Here is a 19999-nt window from a genome sequence, read left to right on the forward strand (position 1 = left end):
TATTTCTAGTGAAAGGCCTTTCACCATCTTATCACCTAGGGGGCAATCATAATGAAATTTTTGTCTTACCTTACAGTAATTTTGGTGATTCTCGGCGGTTTGAATTGGTTATTTGTAGCGTTAGATTACAATGTAGTTGAGAAATGGTTTGGTTCTATGCCGGCGCTTGTGGACACTATTTATTGGCTCATTGGTCTTTCTGCTATTTATCAAATTTTTGATCGGTTCTTTACGAACGACTAGCTATTATTATTCTATTATTAGAGTGTTAAGTGCGATTATGTACTTAACACTTTTTTATGTATATATAAAAAGTCTGCACTTGCAAGCGATTCCATCGCGTCTTGCGTCGTAATAATAGAAAACAAATTGACCACATATTATATTTTAGGTTATAATTCAGAAAGTTTAAAAAATAATCAAATGAGAAATAGGGAGGTTATGAGGGTAATGGAGAGAGTCTATAATTTTTCAGCAGGACCATCAATACTCCCTTTGCCAGTTTTAGAGAAAGTGCAAAAGGAGCTTGTAAATTATAACGGGACAGGCATGTCTATTATAGAAATGAGTCATCGATCTTCTTATTTTCAAAGTATTATAGAGGAAGCGAGTAACTTACTTCGTGAATTAATGAGCATCCCTGATGAGTATGATATTTTATTTTTACAAGGCGGTGCGTCATTACAATTCTCTATGATACCGTTCAACTTAATGAATACGTATAAAAAAGCTGGATACGTACTAACTGGCTCATGGTCTAAAAAGGCACTACAAGAAGCCGAAAAAGTTGGGGAAGTACAAGTGATTGCTTCTTCCGAGCAAGAGAAGTTTACTACGATTCCTAAACTGGACGGTTTATTAAGTGATGAAAAACTAGATTATGTACATATTACAACGAATAATACAATTGAGGGGACAAAATATGTGGACATTCCACATGTAGAAAGAGTGCCGCTCGTTGCGGATATGTCCTCAAATATTTTATCAGAGCGATATGATGTTTCGAAGTTTGGTCTTATATATGCGGGGGCGCAAAAGAATTTAGGACCTGCGGGCTTAACGATTGCTATTATAAAAAGAGATTTAATTGGGGGAGCAGATCGCTCTTGTCCGACAATGTTAAATTATGAAACTTACAGTAAAAATAACTCCTTATATAATACACCGCCATCCTTTAGTATTTACGTAACAAAACTTGTACTAGAGTGGTTGAAAGAGCAAGGCGGAGTATCTGCGATTGAAGAACAAAATAAAATGAAATCTTCACTTATTTATCATTTTTTAGATGAATCTAAATTGTTTACTTCACCAGTTGACCCTGCGTATCGATCACTTATGAATATTCCATTTACAACACCGTCAGAAGAGCTGAACAATGAGTTTTTACAAAAAACGAAAGAACGCGGCCTTGTTACGTTAAAAGGACATCGCTCAGTCGGTGGTATGCGTGCAAGTATTTACAATGCGATGCCAGTGGAAGGTGTAAAACAATTAGTAGATTATATGAAGGAATTTGAGCTTGAGAATAGATAGGGAGATGGGGATATGTTTCGTGTTCAAACGTTAAATCAAATTGCAGAAAAGGGTTTGCAAGTTCTTGACGGAGAGCGTTATGAAGTAGGGGATAGAATGGACCACCCAGATGGTATTTTACTTCGCAGCTATTCTTTACACCAAGAAGAGTTTTCAAAAGACTTAAAGGCGATTGCAAGAGCTGGCGCTGGTGTAAATAATATTCCTGTCGAGCGATGTACAGAAAAAGGAATTGTAGTATTTAATACACCAGGAGCGAATGCCAATGCAGTAAAGGAACTTATTATCGCCAGCCTTATTATGTCTTCACGTAACATTATTAACGGTGTAAGCTGGACGAAAAATTTAGAGGGTGAAGAAGTACCGCAGCTTGTTGAATCAGGAAAAAAACAATTCGTTGGATCAGAAATTGCAGGAAAACGTCTAGGTGTAATTGGTCTTGGCGCAATCGGTGCTTTAGTTGCGAACGATGCGTTAGCGTTAGGGATGGACGTTATTGGATATGATCCTTATATTTCAGTTGAAACAGCTTGGCGTCTTTCTACACATGTGCAAAGAGCATTTAGCCTTGATGAAATTTTTGCAACGTGTGATTATATTACCCTTCATATTCCTCTTACAAATCAAACGAAGGGAATTATTGGGGAACACGCTATAGAGAAGATGAAAAAAGGTATGCGTTTATTCAATTTCTCAAGAGGAGAACTTGTAGATGAAAATGTTCTTCAAAAAGCGTTAGAAGAAGATGTTATTACGCATTACGTAACAGACTTCCCGAATGAAAATGTGATAAAGATGAAAAATGTAACAGCGACGCCTCACCTTGGTGCATCTACGTCCGAATCAGAAGAAAACTGTGCATTCATGGCAGCGCGCCAATTACGTGAATATTTAGAGACAGGAAATATTCGTAATTCAGTAAACTATCCAAACGTAGAATTGCCGTATATCGGAAAGAAACGAATTACAATTATGCATCAAAACGTCCCGAATATGGTAGGGCAAATTACAGGATGCTTAGCGGAACATCATATTAATATTGCCGATATGATTAATCGTAGTAAACATTCTTGGGCATACACAATGATTGATATCGATAACGGAATTGATGATATAATAAAAGAGAATATTGTAGAAAATATAAGCAAAATTACAGGTGTTGTAGCCGTTCGAATGATTGTGTAAAGGAGAGAGGAATGTGGCAAAAATACGACCGTTTCGGGCCATTCGTCCAGTAGAGGAAAAAGCGGCACAAGTGGCAGCTTTACCGTATGACGTATTAAATAGTGAAGAGGCAAGGGAAGTTGTAAAAGGGAATCCATATTCTTTCTTGCATGTTGATAAAGCAGAAATTGATTTAGACCCGGCACTTTCACCGTACGATGATCGTGTATATGAAAAAGCGGGTGAAAATTTAAATCGATTTATACGAGAAGAAGTGTTCATTCAAGACGAAGAGCCAGCGTTATACATTTATGAACTGACGATGCAGGGAAGAACGCAGTCAGGCCTTGTCGTTTGTACATCTATTGATGAGTATGAAGATGATACAATTAAAAAACATGAGAGAACGCGTCATGAAAAAGAGCTAGATCGTATTCGTCACGTAGATGTGTGTGATGCAAATACGGGTCCTATCTTTTTAACGTATCGTACAAAAGAAGAGATAAAGCATTTCATTGCCAGCTGGAAAGAAGAACATGCGCCAATCTATACATTTACAGCAGAAGACGGCGTTAGGCACGTTGCTTGGAAAATAGCTGATGAAGAAGTAATTGCAAGTTTAGTAAACTTATTTGAAGATATTCCTAACCTGTACATTGCAGATGGACATCACCGCTCTGCATCAGCTGCAAAAGTAGGGATCATGCGAAGAGAACAATATCCGAATTACACAGGAGAAGAAGAGTTTAATTTCTTCCTATCTGTATTATTCCCTCAGGATGAATTATCGATTTGGGACTATAACCGAGTTGTGAAAGATTTAAATGGCTTATCAGAGGAACAGTTTTTAAATCAAATTACGCAGTACTTTTATGTAGAAGAAGCACCTGTTTCTCCGTATAAACCAAATGAGCCAAAAACATTTGGTATGTATGTAAATGAGAAGTGGTATAAGCTTACTGTGAAAGAAGAAACATTTGATGCGAATGATCTTGTTAGAGGTTTAGATGTATCTATCCTGCAAGATCATTTATTAAGTCAAGTACTTGAAATACATGATCCGCGTTCTGATTCACGCATCGATTTTGTCGGAGGAATCCGCGGATTAGAAGAACTAGAACACCTTGTAAAGAGCGGTGAATATAAAGCAGCATTCGCATTATATCCGACATCAATGGAAGCTTTATTAGCAATCGCAGACGCTGGAGAAGTTATGCCGCCAAAATCAACGTGGTTTGAACCGAAACTGCGCAGCGGGTTGTTTGTACATTCATTAAAATAAATAGACTTCTTTAGATTGAAAAACCGAAATGATTATAGTTTCGGTTTTTCTTATTTTAAAAGAGTTTTTGAGGAGGCGCATGGGATGAAATTACAAGTAGGCGAAAAAATCACCTTTGAACGAACGTTTACAAAAGAAGATGTTGCGCTATTTACGGAAGTATCGAAAGATGAAGGTGTTCATCATGTTACGCCAGATGAGCAAGGGAGATTCGTTGTACAAGGACTATTAACATCAACGCTGCCTATAAAAATTGGTGGTGACTATAACGTACTAGCTCGTCAACAAAAAGGACATTCCTAGTATTACAAGAAATGTCTTTTCCACTAAATTATAGGATATTTTGCTAAAATTCCAACTCTAAAATTAGTTTACTGGTTTGACCTGTAAACTGATAATTATAGGACCCTCTCAGATTTTCTAAGTTACCAGTAGCTTTAATAATTGTTCCTGGGGAATCTAAATTTCCTTTATCAAATATTCCTTGCTCTATAGCTGTAAATGTCCCTTGTTGCCCCTTATAAATTCCTTCAAAGTGTAAAAATCCAGAAATTTTAGCAGTAGCTAAGTGACCATCATTTATATTTGAGTCTAAATAATATAAGAAGTATTCAACAAAAGCTTTTCCTTTTAATTCACCATCAATATCATATTCGACATGTGCAATATTAATAGGGAAATCTTTTCTAGTATCATCGATTGGTTTTTCATCCCATTTACTTACTGTAAATGTTACTTCCATACACGTAATCTCCCTCCAATTATATACTTTTAAAAAGTACCAATTCACAGACATATCTCATAGGAGTGTTTTTATTCATTCCACGCCACTCTCTAAAATAGAAAAAGATACATTTTCACAATCAATTTCTGCCAACGCGCCGTAAGGTAAAATAAACTTTGGCTCGGTATGGCCAAAATTTAAATTATAAAGAATCGGTAAATCTTCTAAATGATGTTCCTTCATAACCAGCAGTATTTCATGTTTATATTCTTCATAATATTGTTCATCTTTCGGTTTACCGAAGATGATACCTTTTGCTTTTTGCAGAATACCTTGCGCTGCATAATTTCGTAACCAATATTTTATATAACTTGGTTCCGGATGATCTTCAGAGGTTTCAAAGAAAAGAATACTATTCTCCCAATGTTTTTTCTCAGGCCAAAGTTCCGTTCCTTTTGCAAATTCCAGTACTTCTATACAACCACCAATTAAACGCCCTTGTACAGTAGTAGAGCCTTGAAGTAGCTCATATCCTTTGTTTTGCTGCATCGTACGTCTTGTATCCTTATTACTCTCTATCCATTCTAAACGCTCACTCGTCCATTCATGAGCTGGTTGAATTTCGTCAATCGTTTCATTTGAAAAGAGAGTTCGATTTACCATTTCAACTGTATATGGATCCATCTCTACATTTTCAGCAAAATCAGTCAAAATTGCTGGACCGTATAAAGAGGAAAGGCCTGCTTTATGACAAAATAAATGTGAAATAGTAACGTCAGAGTACCCCATAAAAATTTTCGGGTTTTCGCGTATCACATTAAAATCTATATAGGGGAGTAACCGGATGCTATCTTCACCGCCAATATTCGCGATAATTGCTTTCACGCGTGTATCTTTAAATGCAGTCATTATATCTTCCGCACGAGCCTCTGGATTGTTATAAAGGTATTCGCTACCTTTTAAACTATTTGGCATTGGGATAACGGTAAGACGAAAAACCTCTTCTAATCTTTTTACTCCTTGCTCATATCGCCATCTTATTTCAGAATCACCTGCTCCTCCCCATGAAGGACTTACTGTCGCCACGATATCTTCTGGCTGTAATCTCTTTGGTTTTATTAACATATGAATCCCGCTCCTACATAATGTAATGAACTACGGCTATACAAATCGTAGCGCTGAAAAATATGATGCATAACATTAGCTTCTTCATCATCAACAATTTCACCTGCTGTAACTCGAGAATCTAGACTCATTGTTGTATATTTAAAAATTACAGTATGCAACATTGCATGAGGAAAACGGTTGTTATTTTCACAACCTGTAACTATAATGATTACAGGTTGGTCGATACCAATCAAACAAATACAATCATCATGAATGGAGATGTTTCATAATGGGTATGAAAAAAATAATTTTAGCAGGTGCTTTAGGGATCGCAGCATTATCAGGAACAAATTTACCAGGACTAGAAGTAACAAAAGCGAGTGCAGCTTCTATTGAATCGAACTTCTCGACGTTAGAAGGACGAGTAGTAGAAGTAGATAACGGTGTAATTGTCGTAAAATCTAAGCAATACGAAGAACCTGTTAGTGTGTATATTGATTCATTTTCAAATGTGAAAGTAGGAGATGAAGTAAAAGCTACTGGATCTATGATGCGTAATTTTACAGAATATATGGTTGCAACTGCAGTTGAAAATACAACAAACAAGTTAGGTATGCACATGAAAGAAGATGGCTCACCTAATTATGTAATTGGAGAAGTATCAAAAGTAGGAACGATGGAAGATGAGGGAGACGGTGCTACTAAATATGTTGTAGTTGAGTATCCATCGCTAAATGGGAAGAAAGATATTATTGATGTTTTCTTAACAAAGGGACAAGTATTTAATGTGGGTGAGAAAGTGAAAATTGATATGGAGTATGTGGGCTGGGGTGGTATTTCTATTAACTGGAACACAGTTGATCATATTGAAAAAGTTCATGAAGCAAAGACGAACGCTGAAAATAATGATGATGTATGGATTTGGTCTTAATAAGGCGAGTATAGGTCGTTATTTGCAATTTTCTCCAAACAATACATGTAAAAACTAAATGTATCATGCAGTACCCATCTAATTCTCATGGCGTATGACAATTAGATGGGTACTTTTTTATTTGAAATTTGTGCAAGTCAATGTTTAGCATTTCTTTTTAAGAGTAAATTACGGTTGAAATCAAAACTTTATTTGCAGTACATAATAAATAATGTTGATTTTTTATCTTATATTAAAATAAAAACAAACCACTGTTCGATTTGAATATTCCACGATATAATAGTGAGAGTTTATGGCAGAATAAATATTTACATAAGAAGTGAGGTACTGTATGAAAAAAAGAACGACAGACATTATTTTTATTATTATCGGTGCATTTCTTTTTGCGTTAGGTGTTAATTTGTTTGTTATCCCGAACGAGTTTGGTGAGGGTGGGGTAACAGGTATCACGATTATTACGTACTATTTATTTGAATGGTCACCGGGCTTAGTTAACTTAATTTTAAATGCGATTTTGTTAATAGCCGGTTATAAGTTTTTAAATAAGATTACAACAATTTATACGATTATCGCTGTAGTTACGAACTCGCTATTTCTTCATTTGACAGAAGGCTGGACGATTGCTTCGGATGAAATGCTTGTAAATGCCATTTTCGGAGGAATATTTATTGGGTGCGGGATTGGTCTTATTATTCGCGTTGGTGGAACAACAGCAGGTACTACCATCTTAGCAAGGATGACGCATAAATATTTAGGCTGGAGCATTAGCTACGGTCTACTGTTCTTCGATTTAATTGTTGCGTTTTCATCTTATTTCATCATTGGTGCAGAAAAACTGATGATAACAATTATTATGCTATATGTAGCAACGAAAGTGATGGAGTTTGTAATTGAAGGTTTAAATCCGAAGAAAGCCATTACGATTATTTCTGATAACCCGAATGAAATAGCTGGGAAGGTAACTACCTTAATGGGCAGAGGGGTTACTGTGTACTCAGGTCATGGCTATTACACGAAAACTCCAAAGGAAATTCTTTATGTTGTTATTAATAAGCAAGAAGTAGTGAAGCTAAAGCGGATTGTTCAAACTACGGATCCGGCGGCGTTCATCGCTATACACGATGTTCGTGATGTGTTCGGAGAAGGATTTGTTGATATTTCGAAGGCTTAGAAATTATTTTTGATTAAAATAATCTTAATACTAAAACGTAAGAATCTATTTTGAATAATCTTTTTTCAAAATAGATTCTTTTTCTTTTTCTTGCAAAAAATCCAATTGTTTCTTAAGGTAAGGATGTAGAAGGATGAACGAGAGAGGGTTTAATGAAGATGATACATATTTTATTAGCTGATGATGATAAACATATTAGAGAGTTATTGCATTATCATTTACAAAAAGAGGGGTTTAAAGTTTTTGAGGCTGAAGATGGAAAGATAGCGCAAGAAGTATTAGAGAAGGAAAATATTCATCTTGCGATTGTAGACATTATGATGCCGTTTGTTGATGGTTATACGTTATGTGAAGAAATTCGTAAGTATCATGATATTCCTGTTATTTTATTAACTGCGAAAGACCAGTTAGTGGATAAAGAAAAAGGATTCATTTCTGGTACAGACGATTATATCGTAAAACCATTTGAGCCAGCTGAAGTCATTTTCCGTATGAAAGCATTACTTCGTCGTTATCAAATGCTGAGTGCTGATATTATTACGTTGCACGGTACAATAATTGACCGAAAAGGCTTTGAAGTGAAGTGTAACGGACAAACGATTTTGCTTCCACTGAAGGAATTTGAATTGTTATCGCAACTGGCTAGTTATCCTGGAAGAACATTTTCAAGGGAAGAATTAATTGAATTAGTATGGGGAATGGATTTTGAAGGGGATGAACGAACGGTTGACGTTCATGTAAAGCGATTAAGAGATCGTTTTTCAAAACGAACGGATGATTTTCAAATTACAACGGTGCGCGGCCTCGGGTATAAGTTGGAGCTGAAATAAGATGAAATCACTATATTCTAGATTTGTATTTATGACGGTCGGCATTATGCTACTTAGTAGTATTATAGGCTTTTTATTAACGAACGTATATTATCAAGTGAAGTTAAAACCGTATAATAGTGAAAAGATTTTAAAGTATGCTGAAGAAGTAAAATCGTTATATGAAAAGCAAAGTGAAGAAAATCAAGAGGCATACTTACGGTCTATTGCGAAGCTAGGATATGAAATTTATATTGTCGATGATCAAAAGAATGGAAAGCGTATCGGAAATGCATTTCGTAAGACGACAATAAGTGATGATACCGTTCATAAAGTATTGCAGGGGGAGACATTTAATGGTGTTTCTACTTATCCAACGCGCCTTTTCATTACAGGATTTTTCGATAATGAATTAATTAATAGCGTCGGTGTCCCGGTAAAACACGGTGATAAACAGTACGCTTTATTCATTCGCCCTGACATTCAGCAACAATTTGGCGAGATGCGAATTTTCTTAGCGGTATTACTTGGGTTTATCGTTTTACTAAGTATTATTTTTATAGCGATTGCAGCAGGTTACATCGTTCGTCCCATTCGTAAATTTACGAAGGCTACGCAAAAAATTGCGAGTGGGGAATATGAAATTGAATTAGACGTAAAACGAAAAGATGAAATAGGAACGTTATCTACAAGCTTCCAAAAGATGACGAAGAGTATTAAAGAACTAGATGAAATGAGACAAGAATTCGTTTCGAACGTTTCACATGAATTTCAGTCGCCACTTTCTTCCATACAAGGTTTTTCAAAGACGTTGCAAACAGAAAAGATGAGTGAGGAAGAAAGAAATCATTACTTACAAATTATTGAGGGTGAAAGTAAGCGAATGTCTAGTTTATGTAAACAGTTACTTACGCTCGCTTCATTAGATAAAGAGGAAAAGGTTCTACAAATAAGAGGATTCAATCTACAGAAGCAAATTAAAGACGTCATTTTTATGCTTGAGTGGAAATGGCGGGAAAAAGATATCGCCGTTGAATTTGATGTGCCAGATATCACTATAAAAGGTGATGAAAACTTACTTCATCAAGTATGGAGTAACATTTTCACGAATAGCATTAAGTTTTCAAACGATGGTGGGACGATTGAGTTTTTCGTCGAAGAGTTAGAGTCTAGTGTCATTATCTCTATATCTGATAACGGAATTGGTATGGAAAAAGAAGAGATGGACCGTATATTTGATCGTTTTTACAAAGTAGATACGGCAAGAGCGAGAAACGTAGAAGGTAGTGGTTTAGGATTATCGATTGTGCAGAAGATTGTGGAACTGCATAACGGAGACGTTTCAGTGTATAGCACGAAAGGGGAAGGGACTACTGTTCGGGTGGAGCTTCCGAAATAGATGGAAGAGGCTGTTTGGAAACGGCCTCTTCTTTTTTTGGGCGCTAGTATACGTGTAAAGTGAAAGAATGGGAGTCATTTTAATTACATAATTGGACCGATTTGTGGCATAAGATTAGCAGGAAGTTTATTTAAAAATGTAGAATCTCTACAGAGTTATAAGGATTGTATTAAAACTTGAACCGTGTAGGGAGGAAATTAATTTGAAACGAACTGACTTGTTATTAAACGCACTAGATTCAACATTCGATAAAGAGAGTTGGTATGCACCGTTTAAACATGCTATAGAAGGACTTACAGCCGAACAGGCTATGTGGAAACCATCTGGTGAGGAAACGAATACCATTTGGGAGAACGTTAATCATCTCATTTATTACAAAGAGAGGCTTGCTGCAAACTTGGAAGGTCATGGATGGGCACATAACCTTGACGGTAATGACACTTTTTATCTTACTAAGCAATCTAATGATGACACGGAATGGAAGGAAGTCGTTGAACGTTCTGAAAATGCTCAGCGTAATTTAAGACAGGTATTGAGCGTGATTTCTGAAAAAGAGCTTGAACAAAATTCACTTGAAGAGAAATTACTGGACATCATGCTTCATGATGCTTATCATACAGGCCAAATTATTCAATTAAGGAAAATGCAGGGGGCATGGCCAGCAAAGCGTTAACGGAACGTATTAGTTATTCCATTAAAGGGTGCTATTTTGCATCAAAAAGTAAACAAGCATAACTTCGTTCGAAATTTCGAATAGGGTTATGCTTGTTTGAGCTTTGTAACAGAAAGAAAATATTTTCTTTCTGTTACAAAGCAGTACCTTTCACCTGTTCTTCCTTAAACCGAAGCTCAAAAGTATCCGCCGTAATTTCATCAGCTTTCGGCAAAGCCCGTAATTTTGGATGAAGCAGCCATACGAGGGAGATGAATAAAATCCCGATGCTAGCGAGCGCAAAAATGATTTGGCTACTATATACATTCGCAGTGTATCCGCCAATTAAAGAACCGAACGGCATAGCAATTGTGCCCATACTCCGTGTGACTGAATTGATACGCCCAAGATATTGGTTTGGAATTACAATTTGACCAATAGTCGCAAATAATATGTTGGTCGCACCAATTGGTATCCAAGCTAAGCCGAATAAAAAAATAGATAACCATTGAAACGGTACAACCGTAGAGAGAAACCAAAAGAAAGCACCAGTGGCAAAGCTAATAATGGAGACACGGCCAACATTATATTTACCAACCGATGAACTGAATAGTGCTCCAATTAAACAACCGGCGGATATAGCGGCTAAAAAGAAACCATATAATTTCACACCGCCTAAAGAATCAGCGAAAGAAGGGAGTATTGCCATCGTCATACCGATTGAAAAATTAGCGACAACGGAACCGATTAAGAATACGCCCATTAAGGAACGGAAGACAATTGAAAAACCTTCTTTTAAATCTGAGAAATATTGTTTTGTTGAAAGTGATGTGCCCGTTTCGGTTTGCTTTGGCATTTTCAATGAAAAGAACAAAAGGGCAGTAATCGCAAATGTTAAGGAGTCGACCACATATAAAGTAATGGCACCAAGTAGTGCTACTAATATGCCAGAAAGAGTCGTACAAATTAAGTCAATGCCTTGATACGCAAATGAGAAGAGTGAGTTTCCTTTTAATAATTGTGTTTTATGCAGTAGAAGTGGTAAAGCTTTCGATTGTGCGGGATAGGCGAATTGTTCGATAAAGGCTACGATTGGCATAATGATGAGTAGTAGTTGGACTGTTAATAGATCGAAGTAGTGTGTAATAGGAATGATTAAAATAAGAATGCATTGCAGAACTTGTGTGATGACGAGGGTGTTTTTAATGGACCATCTATCAACGAATGGACCAGTAAGAAATTGAAGTGCAGAAGGTAATAATGTAAGAAAACCAGCTAATCCAGAATAAAAAGGATTACCACTTAGCTTATATACGAGCCACATCGCGGCTACATAATACAAACTATCTCCTATGTTTGTAAAAATTCTCCCTAAAAATAATAAGAGGAAATTCCGGTTTTTTAATATGTCCACTTTATCTACTCCTTTATAATAAATTTATTCGGTAAAATAAATTTGACCGTCTCAGTAAAAAAAATCGTATTACGATTTTTCTTCTTCTTTAATAAATTGCTGCATTGTTCTCTCAGCGATTTGAAGTGCAGTAGTAGAAATATAATAAGGTTTGCTATTCGGATCTTTATCTGCACCTTTTGTGATTTCGTTTAATTCAGCCATTAATTCATAAAACTTTTTCACCCACACTTGAAATTGTTCTGGCGTAGCATCAAATTCCCAGCAGGATGAAACGTAATTCCACTTAGCTGGATCTTCACTTGCATTTTGTAATGTAAAAGCTTCTTCTGGTGCAGCAAGAATTTGGCTTTTCGTTCTTTCTATCATTTGTAAAAAGATTTGGCGACCTGATTTACTTAATATTTCTAAATGAGGTAATAGATCTGCGGCAGGGGTGAAGCCTTTAGCGACAGATTGATAAAACTTTTGAACAATGCCATTCTTTTCTTCTGTATAAACAATCTCTATAAGACCATTCTTTTCTAATTCTTTTAAATGATAATGAATTTTCGCCCTTGAAATGCCGAATTTCTCAGATAGTAATTGTCCAGTATAAGGACGTTCGCATAGACGTATCATCATTTCGGCACGTAGTGGATCGCTTAATGCTTTTAGTTGGCTATAAGTGGTTAGTGTTAATACGGGCTTCAACATGATCAACTCCTTTAATAAAATTACTCGGTCAATATTATTTGACTGAATTGTATCAAGGATTCTATTTATTTTCAATACTTTCAGAAAATTTATTTTTTACTCTGTAATCTTCTGTTCATATTCCGTTCATATTTCTTTTTTATGATAAGTGCATAGAAAGAAAGAGGAAGGAGCGAGCATAATGTTTTTAGCTCTGCGTGAATTGAAACAATCAAAATTAAGATACGGATTAATCGGACTTATCATGGTTTTATTATCATTTTTAGTTCTTGTTATTTCAGGATTAGCAAATGGATTATCATATGATAATGCTTCATCGATTCAAAATATGGAGGCAAATAAGTTCGTTTTAGCAGATGATGCGGAAAATAAATTACTTCGTTCACAAATTAAGAAAGACGATGTAGATAACGTAGTAAATCAAGTGGACGAGAAAGAGGCAGTTCCATTTCGGGTGAAAGTTTCAACGTATGAAAAGAAAGATAGTTCGAAAAAGGTTGATATCGCTATTTTTTCAAGTGAACGTGATTCATTTTTAGAACCGAACATTGTAAAAGGTGAGAAATTAGGTACAGCAAATAATGAAATGGTTGCTGATGAATCAATTAAAGAAAAAGGAATCGATATTGGGGATACAATTATCGATCCTGTTTCAAAGAAAGAATTTACAATCGTCGGATTTACGAAAGATCAAATGTTTAGCCATACACCAGTCGTTTATGTAAATGAAGACGTATGGGGCGCTATTTCACAACCAAACCAAAAAGATTATAGTGCAATCGCACTTAATACAGATAAAGAAGTAAAAAATGCACACGTAATTGACAAAAAAGAAGTGCTGCAAAGTATTCCAGGGTTTAAAGAAGAGCAAGGAACATTAACAATGATCATTGCATTCTTACTTGTTATCGCTGCATTACTAATTGGTGTATTCTTCTACGTCATTACACTGCAAAAAACACAGCAATTAGGTGTATTAAAAGCAATCGGTACAAAGAACTCGTATTTAGCAAATAGCTTAGTCGTGCAGGCGTTATTCTTATCAGTCGTTGCGATGGTAATCAGTATCGTTCTTGTACAAGGGTTAGAACAAATTTTACCAGCAGGTATGCCGTTCTTATTAACAACACCGATGATTGCACAATATGCAGCAATCTTTATCGTAATTAGTATTTTAGGAACACTTATTTCGTTATACCAAGTATTAAAAGTTGATGCGCTAGAGGCAATTGGAGGCGGGATGTAATGACTTCATTATTAAAATTAGACAAAGTAAGTAAAGTGTACGGAGAAGGGAATACGGAAGTAACAGCCCTTCATCCGATATCGCTTGATGTGAAAGCCGGAGAATTTATCGGAATCGTCGGTCCTTCTGGATCAGGGAAAAGTACGTTATTATCAATCGCGGGTGCATTATTATCACCATCAAAAGGGGATATTTACATTCGTGAGCAAAATATTACACAGTTATCAGAGAAGGAAATGACAGACATTCGTTTGAAAAAAATCGGCTTCATTTTCCAGTTTGCAAATCTTGTTCCATATTTAAATGTGAAAGAACAATTGCTTTACATTGCAAATCTGAAAAAAGAAAGTAAACAAGAATCGGAAAAGCGTGCAGATCATTTATTAGCGGCATTTGGATTAGGAGAAAGAAAGAATCATTATCCAAATCAACTATCTGGCGGGGAAAAACAAAGGGTAGCAATCGCTCGTGCGTTCATGAACAACCCAGATTTAATATTAGCGGATGAGCCAACGGCAAGCTTAGACTCAAAACGTGCACGTGAAGTTGTAGAAATGATGAAACGTGAAGTGAAAGAGAGCCAAAAAGCAGCAATTATGATTACACATGATGAAAGAATGCTTGATGTATGTGATCGTATATTGATGCTTCGAGATGGACAGTTAATATAAAAAAAGGAAACCCGTACATGTATGTGCGGGTTTCCTTTTTTTTAATGGATTTATTTAGAGAATAACGTTTTAATTTTATTACGAGTAAGTAATAAAACACCGCCTAATACAGATAGCATTCCTAGAGCCATATTGTTTGATTGCTCGCTACCAGCGTTAGGAAGTTCTTTAGCGTTATTGTTTTTAGTACCATTAGTTTGTTTAGCCTGTGATACTTCATTAATCTTATTATCAACATTTTGCTTCGTTGTATGTATCTCAGCTAATTTGTCATCAATTTTTTTCTCAGTGTGTTTAAAGTCGTTGATTTTAATATCTAAGTCTTGTTTTTTCTTTGATAAATCGTCTGAAACAGTTTGTTTTGATTGTTTAATTTCGTTAATTTTATTGATTAAATCTTGTCTAGCTTCTTGTAATGCAGCTAGTTTGTTTTTCACATCTTGTTTAGCTAGTTCTAAGTTAGCGGAAAGACTGTCTAAATTGCCTTTAATTTTCTTAAGTTCCTCTAACGTGTTACCAGTATTCGGCTTGTTTTCTTTTAACTCAGCAAGTTTGTCCTCAGCAGTTTGTTTCGCTTTCTTTAACTCAGCTAATTTTTCATCTACTTGTTTTTTTACTTCCTTAAGTTCATTAACCTTTTGATCGATGTTCTCTTTATGTTGCTTCATTTCATTCACTTTTTCATCAACAGTTTGTTTATGTTCTTTAATCTCATTCACTTTGTTATCGATATTTTGCTTATGCTCTTTTACTTCAGCAACTTTATCTTCTACTTGTTTTTTATGCTCTTTAATTTCAGCGATTTTATCTTCGGCGATTTGTTTGTCTTGCTGAAGTTTTGCATCTAACTCTTGTTTATGTTGTTTAATCTCGTTAATTTTTTCATCAGCAACTTGTTTACGTTCATGTAGTTCATTCACCTTCGTATCAACATTTTCCTTAACCTTGTTAAGTTCATTCAATGTTTGATCCACGTTTTCTTTGTGTTGCTGCAATTTCGCATCTAACTCTTGTTTATGTTGCTTAATTTCAGCTAATCGATCTCCCGTACTTTGCTGAGGAGTAGCATCATTTACTTCCGCATGAGCAGGGTTCGCGCCAGCAATCATTGCTAAAGCTAGTGTAGACGCAGCGATTGTTTGTTTTGTTTTCATATTTTTGTACCTCTTTTCTTTCATATGCATGAACTGTTTTGTGTAAAAATGAGCATATAGAAGTAGATTATCTTATTATTATATACTATGTTAGGCGCTTAGAGGAAGGATTTGCATAATAATCTATGATTATGTAATTTTTATAATCTCTTATTTGGGGGTAGGGGATAAACCTTTAGCTAGATGAACAATTTCTTCTATAGTAAAGCTTACATCTTTATTATTGCGAATAACAAACAAATAATCAGCCTCGTTTTCTACAGGATCTACCACATCATCGTGAAGTGATTCAGTTTGTTGTCGATCAAGTACTTCTTTGAAACTAGAATATCCACCTCTAAAAATATTCGTACTTCGCGTGCTTCGAGCCACTCTTTCGTAAAGTACATCATCTGGAATGTCAAAATGAACTAATATGCGTACATATTCATTCTGTGGAAATAATTCGTTTAGTAAATAGAATCTTCCGCTTTTACTGCGATTGGAATTACAAATAATAAGGTGTAAATTTGTATGTTCTTTCGCATAATCAACAATGAATTTTGAAAGACCGTGCTTAAATGTATTAGCACCTTCAGCCGGCTGTAATTTTTCATAATGCGTGTTAATAAATTCAGCTTGGTTATCTTGATCCATAACGAAAGAGTGGGGTAACTCTTTTTCTAAAGCTTTTGCAAATGTAGTTTTTCCACTGTGTGTTTTTCCAACTGTAATGATGACTAATCTTTTCATGACGCCCTCCATTTGTATTGTTATAATTTGGGTATTCGGTATGAATCGACAATTTTCCTGCTGGAGGATATGCAAAGTGGCTGAGTAGCAATGGGCTGAAAGTTTTACAAAAAAATATTCTGTTTAGAAAGGAGGCAGTAATGCTATCGTTACTGAAATATATTATGAAAATGTTCTTGATGAAAAGGAGATTTAAAACAAATATTAATAATAAAAAGGTAAAAACATATACCCTTTATTATTAAATACAGCCTTTCATAAAATCTATGTTGAAGTGATTGGAAAATTAATGGGAAAGTGTTATGGTTTATTTGGAAGCTGCGCATGATTTATGTTCAGTAAAAAAAGGGGGATTAAAGTGGGAGCTAAAATTTTTAACGGCAGGCATATAGCTAATAGTAAGGATCAAGAATTTGTTGTTTTTATTATTGGTATGCGTATTAATAACCTATTAAAATTTTGGAAGTGGATACCAGTTTTTAATGCTATGGGACCTATGATTAAAGAATTGTATCAAAACCCACAATGGGGTTTCTTACATACAGAATTCTTCTTTAGTTGGAGAAAGGTGGTCTTAATTCAATACTGGAAGGGATTCGATGAATTAGTAAACTATGCTCACGGAAAAAATCATTCAAATGCTTGGAAATCATATAATAATAAGATTAAAGATAATGGGAGTGTCGGTGTTTTTCACGAAACGTATCAAATAGAAAAAGGCGCTTCTGAAGCAATCTATGTTAATATGCCAAAAACAGGTTTATCTAGAGCTACCGAACATATACCAGTATCTCAAGATACTAATACTGCTCAAAAAAGATTGGATAAATAATTCGAAAACTTGTGTAAATAATTACGGTTTTCCTGCCAGAGAATATACAAAGTGTCGGAGTGGTAGTAGGCTAGAAACTTGACAAAAAAACTTATTTATGCTATAATTTACCAATATAAAAATAAAGTGTATAATAGGGTTCTCCTGGCCAGGGGAACCCTATTTTTTTGTCAAAATGAAGGAGTGTATGTGCGTGAAAAAAGGTGAAGCAAGTGTAACGTCGCTAGTATCAGCTTTCGGAAGAGCGTATCATAGTGAATTTGATCGTCCTAAAATCTTTGATGATTATGTAGCGAAAGATTTCATTTCACAAAAAGAACGTAACAATATTGAAACGAATATGGTTCAAGGAATACATTTTTTCGATACAGACATTGCACAGCAGTTTCAAGACAATCCACAAGAAATATTAAAATGGATTACACAAGTTCAATTATCCCCAACACCTTTGGCACGCGCGGCGTATTGTGAAAGAGTATTGCTGCATGAAATTGCATTAGGCGCGACACAATACGTCATACTCGGTGCAGGCTTAGACACATTTAGTTTTAGACATCGAGAATTAGAAAATCAAATAAAAATATTTGAAGTGGATCATCCTTCTACGCAAAGATTTAAGAAGGAGAGAATAAAAGAAGCAGAACTTGAAATTCCAAACAACCTTCATTTTGTTTCAATGGATTTTACGAAAGGATTTTCTTACGAACAGTTACGGAATGAAGGATTTGAAAATAAAAAGACTTTCTTTAGTCTATTAGGTGTTACGTACTATTTAACGAAAGAAGAACTTTCTAGTTTAATAGAATGTCTATTTGCGATGGTTCCAGAGGGAAGCTCTATCGTATTCGATTATCCGGATGAAAACTTATTTACGGAAAAAGGATTGTCCAATCGAGTGGAAAATATGGTGAAAATGGCTACAGTAGGTGGAGAACCGATGAAATCATGTTTTTCTTATACCGAAATGGAAGCACTGTTAGAGAAGGCGGGCTTACTCATTTATGAGCATTTATCACCTGAGGATATTCATATATTATACTTTGAAGGACGAAACGATTATTTAAAAGCTTTTGAGACGGTGCATTACGTGCATGCGGTGAAGAAGTAGAGGATTAGTAGGCATGGGGAGAAATCTCTGTGTCTTTTTTCTAATGATATAACCGGATTCAGGACTTTTCACGTTGGTTAAAAGTCCTGAATTAGAAAGTATGGTAGAGTGCTACTGTCAGAAGGAATCTCTTTTATGTTTTCTATTACTAACGGCGGAGTTGATCTACAGCATCTGCTGCATCCCTTGCCGCATTTGCAGCCTGTTTTGTTGTACGTATTTGCTGTTTCAAAAGAGTATTTTGTTCTTCTAACAAAGTATACTGCACTGTACTTGTTTCAGTAACTTGCCAGATTGCTAAAGCTTCTTTTAAATCATCTGCTGCTCCGCTTTCTAGCGCTACTATACATGCATCAATTTTTTTGACTGAAAAATACTTAATTGGGATTGGTATACTACTTTGAAATTTTTGATCATATTCTTGAATCTGAGGGTCATATTTAGAAGCAGTAAATTTTCTAAACACGTGTATTATAGATGGCCACGCAGCAACAAATACAATTAAAAAGACCCACATAATAAACATACTACTTGTATCATTATAACTAAATAATCCTCCTGGTAAGATCATCAATAATACGAATGCAATTAATATCCCAGGTATACGGCTAGGACGTTTGTGTATCTTTTTCATGATATTTTCATAAGAAGTTACATAATATCGACCCTCTTTTAATCTTTGAACCCATTCTTCCTTTTGCATATACATAGCACCATCCTTTTTTTGTGAAGTATATTACTACCTAATTATAGAACTTAAAGGGGTAAATAAACAGAAAATTCAGTGTAAAAATATTTTTTCGCTCTGTAGGAAAATTATTTCATTTAATAAATCTATCTTGCTGTAGAGTTTGCTCTAGTTTTTAATCCTTATATACTACATCCATGAATAATATGCGAGATTCATTATATGATGCAGACAACGGGAATACCGATACATTGGGATTTAGTAAACATTCAAAGGCCAGAGTATGGCGGCGGTGAAATTTGGTTTGATGATGTACTGATAAGAAAGATGGACGGTTTATTTTACAAGAGTTGTTCGGATTAAATGAAGAAAATTTGAAAAGATAAAAACTACGTTTATTTAAGTAAGCTACATAAAATAATCAATCTTTTTCATGAAAATTTAAGGAAGCCAGAAGAACCCCACACATTTTAATCAAAATGTGTGGGGTTCTTCTTTTTATAGAATAAATATTTGCAGCAATACTTTGGTCAAATTCTAATTAAAACTAAAATCCACCTTTTCTATTATAAATTTTTGTAGTTTGGAATATATCTATTTGATTAACCAAACTAGTATTTTAGGGGCCTTAACTGAAACAATAAATATAACTTCATATCAATCTTGTTAATGAATTTCATTGCCCT

Annotated in this window: 21 protein-coding genes and 2 pseudogenes; 15 read left to right on the forward strand and 8 right to left on the reverse strand. The window is 35.2% G+C overall.

All coding sequences use genetic code 11. The features are described from left to right. Positions 1 to 51: 51 nt before the first annotated feature. The 5 genes and pseudogenes from N2V92_RS18740 to N2V92_RS18760 form a co-directional block, all read left to right on the forward strand. A complete protein-coding gene (locus N2V92_RS18740; RefSeq protein ID WP_000670804.1) occupies positions 52 to 243 on the forward strand; it encodes a DUF378 domain-containing protein in 192 nt (63 codons plus the stop codon). 207 nt (positions 244 to 450) lie between these two features. Next, complete coding sequence (gene serC, locus N2V92_RS18745; protein ID WP_000442926.1) at positions 451 to 1533, forward strand: 3-phosphoserine/phosphohydroxythreonine transaminase; 1083 nt, start codon at positions 451 to 453, stop codon at positions 1531 to 1533. Positions 1534 to 1545: 12 nt separating this feature from the next. Further along, a complete protein-coding gene (locus N2V92_RS18750; protein ID WP_000490235.1) occupies positions 1546 to 2718 on the forward strand; it encodes a 3-phosphoglycerate dehydrogenase family protein in 1173 nt (390 codons plus the stop codon). Positions 2719 to 2731: 13 nt separating this feature from the next. Further along, entirely contained in the window at positions 2732 to 3979 is a 1248-nt protein-coding gene (locus tag N2V92_RS18755) for a DUF1015 domain-containing protein (protein WP_001063062.1), read from the forward strand. Between the two features lie 84 nt (positions 3980 to 4063). Next, positions 4064 to 4264: pseudogene (locus N2V92_RS18760) on the forward strand (dehydratase); the annotation flags it as partial. Positions 4265 to 4325: 61 nt separating this feature from the next. On the opposite strand, the gene N2V92_RS18765 reads toward N2V92_RS18760, so the two are convergent. The 3 genes from N2V92_RS18765 to N2V92_RS18775 form a co-directional block, all read right to left on the reverse strand. After that, positions 4326 to 4721, reverse strand: a complete 396-nt coding sequence (locus N2V92_RS18765; protein WP_000454103.1) for a DUF3224 domain-containing protein — start codon at positions 4719 to 4721, stop codon at positions 4326 to 4328. A 75-nt stretch (positions 4722 to 4796) separates the two neighbouring features. Beyond that, positions 4797 to 5828, reverse strand: a complete 1032-nt coding sequence (locus tag N2V92_RS18770) for a S66 family peptidase (protein ID WP_042598365.1) — start codon at positions 5826 to 5828, stop codon at positions 4797 to 4799. Then, complete coding sequence (locus N2V92_RS18775; RefSeq protein ID WP_000579227.1) at positions 5822 to 6064, reverse strand: hypothetical protein; 243 nt, start codon at positions 6062 to 6064, stop codon at positions 5822 to 5824. Before N2V92_RS18775 ends, N2V92_RS18770 begins: the two co-directional genes overlap by 7 nt. Before the next feature lie 35 nt (positions 6065 to 6099). Between N2V92_RS18775 and N2V92_RS18780 the strand changes: the two genes are divergently transcribed. From N2V92_RS18780 to N2V92_RS18800, 5 genes are all read left to right on the forward strand, one after another. Further along, positions 6100 to 6741 carry a F0F1 ATP synthase subunit alpha gene (locus tag N2V92_RS18780; protein ID WP_016077469.1) on the forward strand — a complete coding sequence of 214 codons (642 nt, stop codon included), beginning with the start codon at positions 6100 to 6102 and terminating at the stop codon, positions 6739 to 6741. A 331-nt stretch (positions 6742 to 7072) separates the two neighbouring features. Beyond that, positions 7073 to 7912, forward strand: coding sequence for a YitT family protein (locus tag N2V92_RS18785; RefSeq protein ID WP_000747488.1), 840 nt, complete (start codon positions 7073 to 7075; stop codon positions 7910 to 7912). 152 nt (positions 7913 to 8064) lie between these two features. Continuing rightward, positions 8065 to 8742: a response regulator transcription factor gene (locus N2V92_RS18790; protein WP_016077470.1), complete on the forward strand. Its 678-nt coding sequence runs from the start codon at positions 8065 to 8067 to the stop codon at positions 8740 to 8742. A 1-nt stretch (position 8743) separates the two neighbouring features. Continuing rightward, the gene (locus N2V92_RS18795) at positions 8744 to 10120 is read left to right on the forward strand and encodes a sensor histidine kinase (RefSeq protein WP_016077471.1); all 1377 of its coding nucleotides are present in this window, start codon (positions 8744 to 8746) and stop codon (positions 10118 to 10120) included. 202 nt (positions 10121 to 10322) lie between these two features. After that, a complete protein-coding gene (locus N2V92_RS18800; protein WP_000831311.1) occupies positions 10323 to 10793 on the forward strand; it encodes a DinB family protein in 471 nt (156 codons plus the stop codon). 133 nt (positions 10794 to 10926) lie between these two features. Here N2V92_RS18800 and N2V92_RS18805 read toward each other — a convergent pair whose 3' ends face one another. Both N2V92_RS18805 and N2V92_RS18810 read right to left on the reverse strand, forming a co-directional pair. After that, positions 10927 to 12186 (reverse strand): MFS transporter, encoded by a 1260-nt coding sequence (locus tag N2V92_RS18805; protein ID WP_016077472.1) that lies wholly within the window; start codon positions 12184 to 12186, stop codon positions 10927 to 10929. Positions 12187 to 12255: 69 nt separating this feature from the next. Next, positions 12256 to 12879, reverse strand: a complete 624-nt coding sequence (locus tag N2V92_RS18810) for an ArsR/SmtB family transcription factor (protein WP_033668946.1) — start codon at positions 12877 to 12879, stop codon at positions 12256 to 12258. 184 nt (positions 12880 to 13063) lie between these two features. Here N2V92_RS18810 and N2V92_RS18815 point away from each other — a divergent pair, with 184 nt between their 5' ends. Together N2V92_RS18815 and N2V92_RS18820 are read left to right on the forward strand one after the other, a co-directional pair. Further along, complete coding sequence (locus N2V92_RS18815) at positions 13064 to 14128, forward strand: ABC transporter permease (protein ID WP_000477741.1); 1065 nt, start codon at positions 13064 to 13066, stop codon at positions 14126 to 14128. Continuing rightward, entirely contained in the window at positions 14128 to 14799 is a 672-nt protein-coding gene (locus N2V92_RS18820; RefSeq protein WP_000202598.1) for an ABC transporter ATP-binding protein, read from the forward strand. Before N2V92_RS18815 ends, N2V92_RS18820 begins: the two co-directional genes overlap by 1 nt. Before the next feature lie 50 nt (positions 14800 to 14849). On the opposite strand, the gene N2V92_RS18825 is transcribed toward N2V92_RS18820, so the two are convergent. Next, entirely contained in the window at positions 14850 to 15953 is a 1104-nt protein-coding gene (locus tag N2V92_RS18825) for an LPXTG cell wall anchor domain-containing protein (RefSeq protein ID WP_000850999.1), read from the reverse strand. 150 nt (positions 15954 to 16103) lie between these two features. Further along, positions 16104 to 16685, reverse strand: coding sequence for an AAA family ATPase (locus N2V92_RS18830; RefSeq protein ID WP_000826967.1), 582 nt, complete (start codon positions 16683 to 16685; stop codon positions 16104 to 16106). 358 nt (positions 16686 to 17043) lie between these two features. Between N2V92_RS18830 and N2V92_RS18835 the strand changes: the two genes are divergently transcribed. Together N2V92_RS18835 and N2V92_RS18840 are read left to right on the forward strand one after the other, a co-directional pair. Then, positions 17044 to 17517, forward strand: coding sequence for a DUF4188 domain-containing protein (locus N2V92_RS18835; protein ID WP_016077475.1), 474 nt, complete (start codon positions 17044 to 17046; stop codon positions 17515 to 17517). A 187-nt stretch (positions 17518 to 17704) separates the two neighbouring features. Beyond that, positions 17705 to 18625, forward strand: coding sequence for a class I SAM-dependent methyltransferase (locus tag N2V92_RS18840; protein ID WP_080117640.1), 921 nt, complete (start codon positions 17705 to 17707; stop codon positions 18623 to 18625). Between the two features lie 148 nt (positions 18626 to 18773). On the opposite strand, the gene N2V92_RS18845 is transcribed toward N2V92_RS18840, so the two are convergent. Then, on the reverse strand, positions 18774 to 19334 hold the full coding sequence (locus N2V92_RS18845) for a hypothetical protein (protein ID WP_016077477.1): 561 nt from the start codon (positions 19332 to 19334) through the stop codon (positions 18774 to 18776). 138 nt (positions 19335 to 19472) lie between these two features. Between N2V92_RS18845 and N2V92_RS18850 the strand changes: the two are divergent. After that, positions 19473 to 19699, forward strand: a pseudogene (locus tag N2V92_RS18850) (aminopeptidase); the annotation flags it as partial. Between the last annotated feature and the right edge of the window lie 300 nt (positions 19700 to 19999).

It is taken from the genome of Bacillus sp. CH_48, from assembly GCF_038008465.1.
Taxonomy (GTDB): domain Bacteria; phylum Bacillota; class Bacilli; order Bacillales; family Bacillaceae_G; genus Bacillus_A; species Bacillus_A thuringiensis_S.

What these genes read in the sequence shown, in the direction of transcription:
- N2V92_RS18740 (WP_000670804.1), top strand. Translation starts at nt 52, where the DNA reads ATGAAATTTTTGTCTTACCTTACAGTAATTTTGGTGATTCTCGGCGGT.
- serC (WP_000442926.1), top strand. Translation starts at nt 451, where the DNA reads ATGGAGAGAGTCTATAATTTTTCAGCAGGACCATCAATACTCCCTTTG.
- N2V92_RS18750 (WP_000490235.1), top strand. Translation starts at nt 1,546, where the DNA reads ATGTTTCGTGTTCAAACGTTAAATCAAATTGCAGAAAAGGGTTTGCAA.
- N2V92_RS18765 (WP_000454103.1), bottom strand. Translation starts at nt 4,721, where the DNA reads ATGGAAGTAACATTTACAGTAAGTAAATGGGATGAAAAACCAATCGAT.
- N2V92_RS18770 (WP_042598365.1), bottom strand. Translation starts at nt 5,828, where the DNA reads ATGTTAATAAAACCAAAGAGATTACAGCCAGAAGATATCGTGGCGACA.
- N2V92_RS18780 (WP_016077469.1), top strand. Translation starts at nt 6,100, where the DNA reads ATGGGTATGAAAAAAATAATTTTAGCAGGTGCTTTAGGGATCGCAGCA.
- N2V92_RS18785 (WP_000747488.1), top strand. Translation starts at nt 7,073, where the DNA reads ATGAAAAAAAGAACGACAGACATTATTTTTATTATTATCGGTGCATTT.
- N2V92_RS18790 (WP_016077470.1), top strand. Translation starts at nt 8,065, where the DNA reads ATGAAGATGATACATATTTTATTAGCTGATGATGATAAACATATTAGA.
- N2V92_RS18795 (WP_016077471.1), top strand. Translation starts at nt 8,744, where the DNA reads ATGAAATCACTATATTCTAGATTTGTATTTATGACGGTCGGCATTATG.
- N2V92_RS18815 (WP_000477741.1), top strand. Translation starts at nt 13,064, where the DNA reads ATGTTTTTAGCTCTGCGTGAATTGAAACAATCAAAATTAAGATACGGA.
- N2V92_RS18820 (WP_000202598.1), top strand. Translation starts at nt 14,128, where the DNA reads ATGACTTCATTATTAAAATTAGACAAAGTAAGTAAAGTGTACGGAGAA.
- N2V92_RS18825 (WP_000850999.1), bottom strand. Translation starts at nt 15,953, where the DNA reads ATGAAAACAAAACAAACAATCGCTGCGTCTACACTAGCTTTAGCAATG.
- N2V92_RS18830 (WP_000826967.1), bottom strand. Translation starts at nt 16,685, where the DNA reads ATGAAAAGATTAGTCATCATTACAGTTGGAAAAACACACAGTGGAAAA.
- N2V92_RS18840 (WP_080117640.1), top strand. Translation starts at nt 17,705, where the DNA reads ATGTGCGTGAAAAAAGGTGAAGCAAGTGTAACGTCGCTAGTATCAGCT.
- N2V92_RS18845 (WP_016077477.1), bottom strand. Translation starts at nt 19,334, where the DNA reads ATGTATATGCAAAAGGAAGAATGGGTTCAAAGATTAAAAGAGGGTCGA.